Genomic DNA, 6356 nt, shown 5'->3' with positions numbered 1-6356 from the left:
GGCCGCACGCGCCGCCGGCGCTGCCCCGGCCTGGGCGCGCAAGCGTTGCTCAGTCCTTGGCTGGCCGCCATCGGCGGCCACGTCGCCCGCTCCCGCCAGCGCGAGCGGCCTGATGCTGCGCAACTGCACGTACAGTTCGCCGCCATTGCGTGTACCGAGGCGGACCAGGGCATTGCCGCTTGACTGCAAACGATCGATGATCGCACCGAAACCGAGCCGGAAAAGCTCATTGAAGCTGCCGCCCGCAGCATCATGTGACTGCGAGGCAAACCATTCCCGCGCCGCCGGATTGGCCCCCAGGATGGTGCCGTCCGGACTGAGCGCAACAAGGCCCTCCTGCAGGCTGCCCACGTACTCCGGCCGCGGATGGCAGGCAATCAGGATGTCCTTGCCGAACTCGGCCTCGAACAGGCGCTTTTCCAGCAGCTGGACCGACAGGCGGACGAGCCCGAGCGTATGGCGCTGCGGGTTGCGGTAGTCGCCCGAGATGTCGAACACACCGGCCATGCGGCCATGGGCGTCGAACACGGGCGACGCGCAACAGGCCAGGAAGATGTTGCGGTCGAGATAGTGCTCGGAGCCGAGAATCTCGACCGGCGCCTTTTCGAGCAGCGCCGTACCCATGCCGTTGGTACCGAGCCGCGCCTCGCTCCAACACGCGCCGGGCTGCAAGGCGACGCGCTGCGCGCGATCGACGAAGGCCGCATCGCCCAGGCTGTGGATGATCATGCCATCCAGGTCGGCAAGGATGACCATGCTGCCCGAGGAGCGGATCTGCTCGAACACATGCTCCATGACGCCGCTCGCGAGTTCGAGCATGTGCGCACTCTGGTTGCGCGACTCCTCCAGCTGCGCCCGGCTCGCCACTTCGATCGAGCCGCCGTCGCGGTGGTCCAGGCCCACGTCGCGACAGCGTTCCCACGAGCGCAGGATCAGCGGCGACAGGTACTTGTCGGGCACCACACCACGCTCGAAAAAATGCTCACGAGCGACAGCAGCCCGATCCTCGCGCGCCACTTTCGTCCGCGGCATAGCGCTCATCGTGTCTTCCTCCGGATGCCCCGTATCGTTGTTGATCGGGTGCAATGCATTGTTATGTTCAAAAAAGTAGCACCTGCCCAACATTGAAGCAAATGTAGATGAGCGGTCCGACGGATCAATCGGGGCTATCCCGCATCGGCAGGCCGGGCGGCCGCATGCCAAGGCGATCGGGCGCCTGGCACAGGGCTTGCAAACCCTCGCCTGTGAAACACGTCAGCGCTGCTCGCCGCAGGCAGGCTCGGCTCGGACGTGAATGCGACCACCCCACCAGGAGGTATCCGATCATGAGCGCTTGCCCCGCACCAACCGACTCGATCCTGCGCCGCCACCACGACCAGCTTGCCGCCATCGCGGGGCTCAGCACACCACCGCAGGACTCGGTGCAGAGGCGCCACTACCAGCAGTTGCTCGCCGCACGGCTCGCCGTGCGCAGCACCGGCGGCCCAGCCCCCGCAAGCGTTCGCCCCGAACCTGTCCGCCGCCAGCCAAGTGCTGCAGAATCCCCCACAGCGCAGGCGCCCCAGGGCACAAGCGCCCCACCGCCAGCCCGGGCAAGCGCCAACGTCGAACCCAAGGGCTGGTTCGCCAGCTTGCTCGAACGCATCCTTGGCCGCTGAACACACCCGGCCAGCGCCCTACCAGGACCGACCCACGACGATGACTCGCCCGCATCCTTCCGGCCCAGCCCCCACACCCTCCGCGGCACCAGGCAAGCGCACCCGCGGCACACAACGTGGCCGCCAGCTCGCAGCTGACGCACTGCACGACATCGAGGCCCTGCTGGGCGCAGGCGGCAGAAGCCGGGACATGCTCATCGAGCACCTGCACGCCATCCAGGACGCGTTCGGACATCTGTCGATGGCTCACCTGCGTGCGCTCAGCCACTGGATGGGGTTGCCGATGGCCGCGGTCTACGAGACCGCTTCCTTCTACGCCCACTTCGACATCGTCCGTGACGAGGCGCTTCCGCCCCCCGCCGTCACGATCCGCGTGTGCGATTCGCTGCCATGCCAGCTTGCCGGTGCGCAGGCGCTGCATGCCGCACTCGCGCGCGACATCGACCCCGCGCAGGTGCGCGTGCTGCGGGCCCCCTGCATGGGCCGCTGCGACAGCGCACCGGTCGTCGAGGTCGGCCATCGCCATCTAGGCAACACGACACCGGGCGCAGTGCTCGCCCAGCTCGCCGGGGGCGATCTTCACCCCGCGCCCATCGCATGGCAGGGGCTCGAGGCCTACCGCCGCGAGGGCGGATACGCACTGCTCGCCAAGGCCAGAGACGGGGCGGTGTCGGTCGACCAGCTCGGCGCCATGCTCGAGCACGCCGGCTTGCGCGGTCTCGGCGGCGCCGGCTTTCCCACCTTCAGGAAATGGGCCTTCGTGCGCGCCGAGCCTGCGCCACGCTACATGGTGATCAACGCCGACGAGGGCGAGCCCGGCACCTTCAAGGACCGCCATTACCTGGAACAGGCGCCCCATCGTTTTCTGGAAGGCGCGCTCGTCAGCGCGTGGGCGGTCGATGCCGCTGCGCTCTACATCTACCTGCGCGACGAATACCCCGGCCTGCACGCGGTACTGCGCGCGGCGATCGCCGAGGCCGAGGCCGCCGGCTTCGCCGAACCGGGCTACATCGTGCTGCGCCGCGGCGCCGGCGCCTACATCTGCGGCGAGGAATCGGCACTCATCGAATCACTCGAGGGCAAGCCAGGCAAGCCGCGCCACCGCCCGCCCTTCGTCGCGCAAAAAGGCCTGTTCGACCGTCCGACGCTGGTGAACAACGTCGAGACCGTGTACTGGATCCCGCTGCTGTGGCAGCACGGCGCCGACTGGTTCGCCAGCCAGGGCCGCCACGGCCGCCACGGCCTGCGCAGCTTCTCGGTGTCGGGCCGGGTGATGAAGCCCGGCGTGCATCTGGCGCCGGCGGGAATCACGCTTCAGGAGCTCATCGACGAATACTGCGGCGGCATGCTCGCAGGCCACAGCCTGCTGGCCTACCTGCCCGGCGGGGCCTCCGGCGGCATCCTGCCGGCGAGCAAGGCCGACATCCCGCTCGACTTCGACACCCTGCAGCCACACGGCTGCTTCATCGGCTCGGCCGCCATCGTGGTGATTTCGAACCAGGACGAACTGCGTGCGGTGGCGAAGAACCTGATGGCCTTCTTCGCCGACGAGTCCTGTGGCCAATGCACACCCTGTCGCGTGGGCACCGAGAAGATGCTCGGCCTGCTCGAACGCGACGATTGGGACACCGAGCAGCTCCAGCGCCTTGCCCAGGTCATGCAGGACGCCTCGATCTGCGGCCTCGGCCAGGCCGCGCCCAACCCGGTCACCAGCCTGCTGCGCTTCTTCCCGGCCGAACTGGCAGAACAGGGCATCCGCCTGCGGCCCGCGGCCGTCAATACGGAATCCGCTTCATGAGCACACTTGCCTCGTCGCCCTCCGGCGCTCCCGTTTCCTCCTTGACTGCCACGCTGGACGCCTTCGAGATCACCCTCGACGGCGTCCGCGTGCAGGCTTTTTCGGGCGAGACGCTGTGGCAGGTCGCCAAGCGCGCGGGCGAACGCATCCCGCACCTGTGCTTCAAGGACGCACCCGGCTATCGTGCCGACGGCAACTGCCGCGCCTGTATGGTCGAGATCGAGGGCGAGCGCACCCTGGCCGCGAGCTGTATCCGCCAGGCCACGCCAGGCATGGTGGTACGAAGCGCAAGCTCGGAACGGGCACGCACTGCGCGCGAAGGCGTCATGGCGCTGCTGCTCGCCGACCAGCCGCCGCGCGCCGACAGCCCCGACCGCGCCAGCCACTTCTGGGAGATGGTCGACCTGATGGCGCTCGACATCGATGCGCCCGACACGCTGCACAGACAGCTGCCGCAGCGCCGCACGGCGCCCACGCCGCCCGACACCTCGCACACCGCGATGCACGTGAATCTTGACGCCTGCATCGCCTGCAACCTGTGCGTGCGCGCCTGCCGCGAGGTGCAGGTGAATGACGTCATCGGCCTCGCCCACCGCGGCGCAGCCTCGAAGGTCGTGTTCGACTTCGACGACCCGATGGGCGACAGCACCTGCGTGGCCTGTGGCGAATGCGTGCAGGCCTGCCCCACCGGCGCGCTGATGCCCGCCCGCATCGTCGACGCGAACGGCCGCGGCGACTCCGCCTGCGCCGACCGCATGGTGGATTCGGTCTGCCCTTATTGCGGCGTCGGCTGCCAGCTCACCTACCACGTCAAGCAGGACAGGATCGTCTTCGTCGAAGGCCGCAACGGGCCGTCGAACGAGAACCGCCTGTGCGTAAAGGGTCGCTTCGGCTTCGACTACCCCAACCACCCCTCCCGCCTCACCGTGCCGCTGATCCGCCGCGAAGGCGTACCGAAGGGCCTCGACCCGGACTTCGACCCTGCCAAGCCATTCAGCCACTTCCGCGCGGCGAGCTGGGACGAGGCGCTGGACCTTGCCGCTGCCGGCCTGCGCCGCCTGCGCGACACCCACGGCCCCGACGCGCTCGCCGGCTTCGGCAGCGCCAAGTGCTCGAACGAGGAAGCCTGGCTGTTCCAGAAGCTGGTGCGCACCGGTTTCCGCTCCAATCATGTCGACCACTGCACGCGGCTATGCCACGCCAGCTCGGTCGCCGCGCTGATCGAATGCATCGGCTCTGGCGCGGTCACCGCCTCCTTCATGCAGGCACAGCAGGCCGACGTCGTCATCCTCACCGGCTGCAACCCGACGGTTAACCACCCGGTGGCCGCCACCTATTTCAAGCAGGCGGCCAAGCGCGGCACCAAGCTCATCGTGCTCGACCCGCGCGGCATCACCATGGGCGCCTACGCCCACCGCATGGTGCGCTTCACCCCGGGCAGCGACGTGTCGCTGTTCAACGCCATGCTCAACGTCATCGTCACCGAACAGCTCTACGACGAGGACTACATCGCCGCCCACACCGAAGGCTTCGAGGCGCTCAAGGCCCACGTCGCACCGATGACACCCGAGGCCATGTCGCCCGCCTGCGGCGTCGCTGCCGAAGAGATCCGCGACATCGCCCGCCTGTACGCCAAGGCCGAGCGCGCGATGATTTTCTGGGGCATGGGCATCTCGCAGCACACCCACGGCACCGACAACGCCCGCGGCCTGATCTCGCTCGCGCTTGCCACCGGCCACATCGGTCGCCCCGGCACCGGCCTGCACCCGCTGCGCGGCCAGAACAACGTGCAGGGGGCATCGGACGCCGGCCTCATCCCGATGGTCTTCCCCGACTACCAGCCCGTGGGCAATGCGCAGATCCGCGCCGCCTTCGAGGAACTGTGGAACACGCCGCTGCATGACAAGCCCGGCCTCACCGTGGTCGAGATCATGCACGCCATCCATGCCGGCACCATCCGCGGCATGTACATCCAGGGCGAAAACCCGGCCATGTCCGACCCCGACCTCGCCCATGCGCGCGGCGCGCTGGCCATGCTGGAGCATCTGGTCGTGCAGGACCTCTTCGTCACCGAAACCGCGCAGTTCGCCGACGTCATCCTGCCGGCCTCGGCCTGGGCCGAAAAGGACGGCACCGTCACCAACACCAACCGCCAGGTACAGATGGGCCGCGCCGCCGTGCCCCTGCCCGGAGACGCCCGCCCCGACTGGTGGATCATCCAGGAAATCGCCCGCCGCCTTGGCCTCGACTGGCACTACACCCACCCGCGCGACGTCTTCGCCGAGATGAAACGCGGCATGCACTCGCTCGACCACATCAGCTGGGAGCGGCTGGACGCGGAGCAATCCGTCACCTACCCCTGCCCCGCCGACGACGCCCCCGGCCTGGACGTGGTCTTCGGCGACCGCTTCCCCACCGCCAGCGGCCGCGCCCGCTTCCGCCCCACCGTGCCACTGCCGCCCGACGAGCCGATCGACGACGCCTGGCCCACCGTGCTCATCACCGGCCGCCAGCTCGAACACTGGCACACCGGCTCCATGACCCGACGCGCCGCCGTGCTCGACGCACTCGAGCCGGCCGCCGTCGCAACGCTCGCCCCCGGCGAGCTCGCCCGCCTCGGCCTCGAACCCGGCGAACCGCTCGCCATCGAGACCCGCCGCGGCAGCATCACGCTCACCGCGCGCACAGACCCGCTGATGCCCGAGGGCATGGTCTTCGTGCCCTTCTGCTACGTGGAAGCGGCAGCCAACATGCTGACCAACCCCGCGCTCGATCCCTACGGGAAAATTCCGGAGTTCAAGTACGCGGCGTGCAGGCTCTCGGCATGCAAGTCTGCACGGGTCTGAGCCGGCACATTGCGAGGGCCGATCGACAGCGGGCAGGCCCCTTCGATCGGCCTT

General features: G+C 68.7%; 4 protein-coding genes. 3 read left to right on the top strand and 1 reads right to left on the bottom strand.

The genetic code is table 11. From position 1 onward, the window contains the following. Positions 1-1041: sigma-54-dependent Fis family transcriptional regulator (locus tag B447_RS18910; RefSeq protein ID WP_037983180.1), on the bottom strand; the 1041-nt coding region annotated here is incomplete at its 3' end. Positions 1042-1325: 284 nt separating this feature from the next. Between B447_RS18910 and B447_RS18905 the strand changes: the two genes are divergently transcribed. The 3 genes from B447_RS18905 to fdhF are packed head-to-tail and all read left to right on the top strand — an operon-like array spanning position 1326 to position 6302. Continuing rightward, the gene (locus tag B447_RS18905) at positions 1326-1658 is read left to right on the top strand and encodes a hypothetical protein (RefSeq protein ID WP_002944276.1); all 333 of its coding nucleotides are present in this window, start codon (positions 1326-1328) and stop codon (positions 1656-1658) included. A gap of 40 nt (positions 1659-1698) precedes the next feature. Further along, positions 1699-3456, top strand: a complete 1758-nt coding sequence (locus B447_RS18900; RefSeq protein WP_269745261.1) for an NADH-ubiquinone oxidoreductase-F iron-sulfur binding region domain-containing protein — start codon at positions 1699-1701, stop codon at positions 3454-3456. After that, positions 3453-6302, top strand: coding sequence for a formate dehydrogenase subunit alpha (fdhF, locus tag B447_RS18895; RefSeq protein ID WP_002944271.1), 2850 nt, complete (start codon positions 3453-3455; stop codon positions 6300-6302). The genes B447_RS18900 and fdhF overlap by 4 nt, the downstream gene beginning before the upstream one ends. The last annotated feature ends 54 nt before the right edge of the window (positions 6303-6356 follow it).

This window comes from Thauera sp. 27 (assembly GCF_000310125.2).
Classification (GTDB): domain Bacteria; phylum Pseudomonadota; class Gammaproteobacteria; order Burkholderiales; family Rhodocyclaceae; genus Thauera; species Thauera mechernichensis.
Note: the sequence above shows the minus strand (reverse complement) of the source record. Positions and strands in the feature narration are given on the sequence as shown.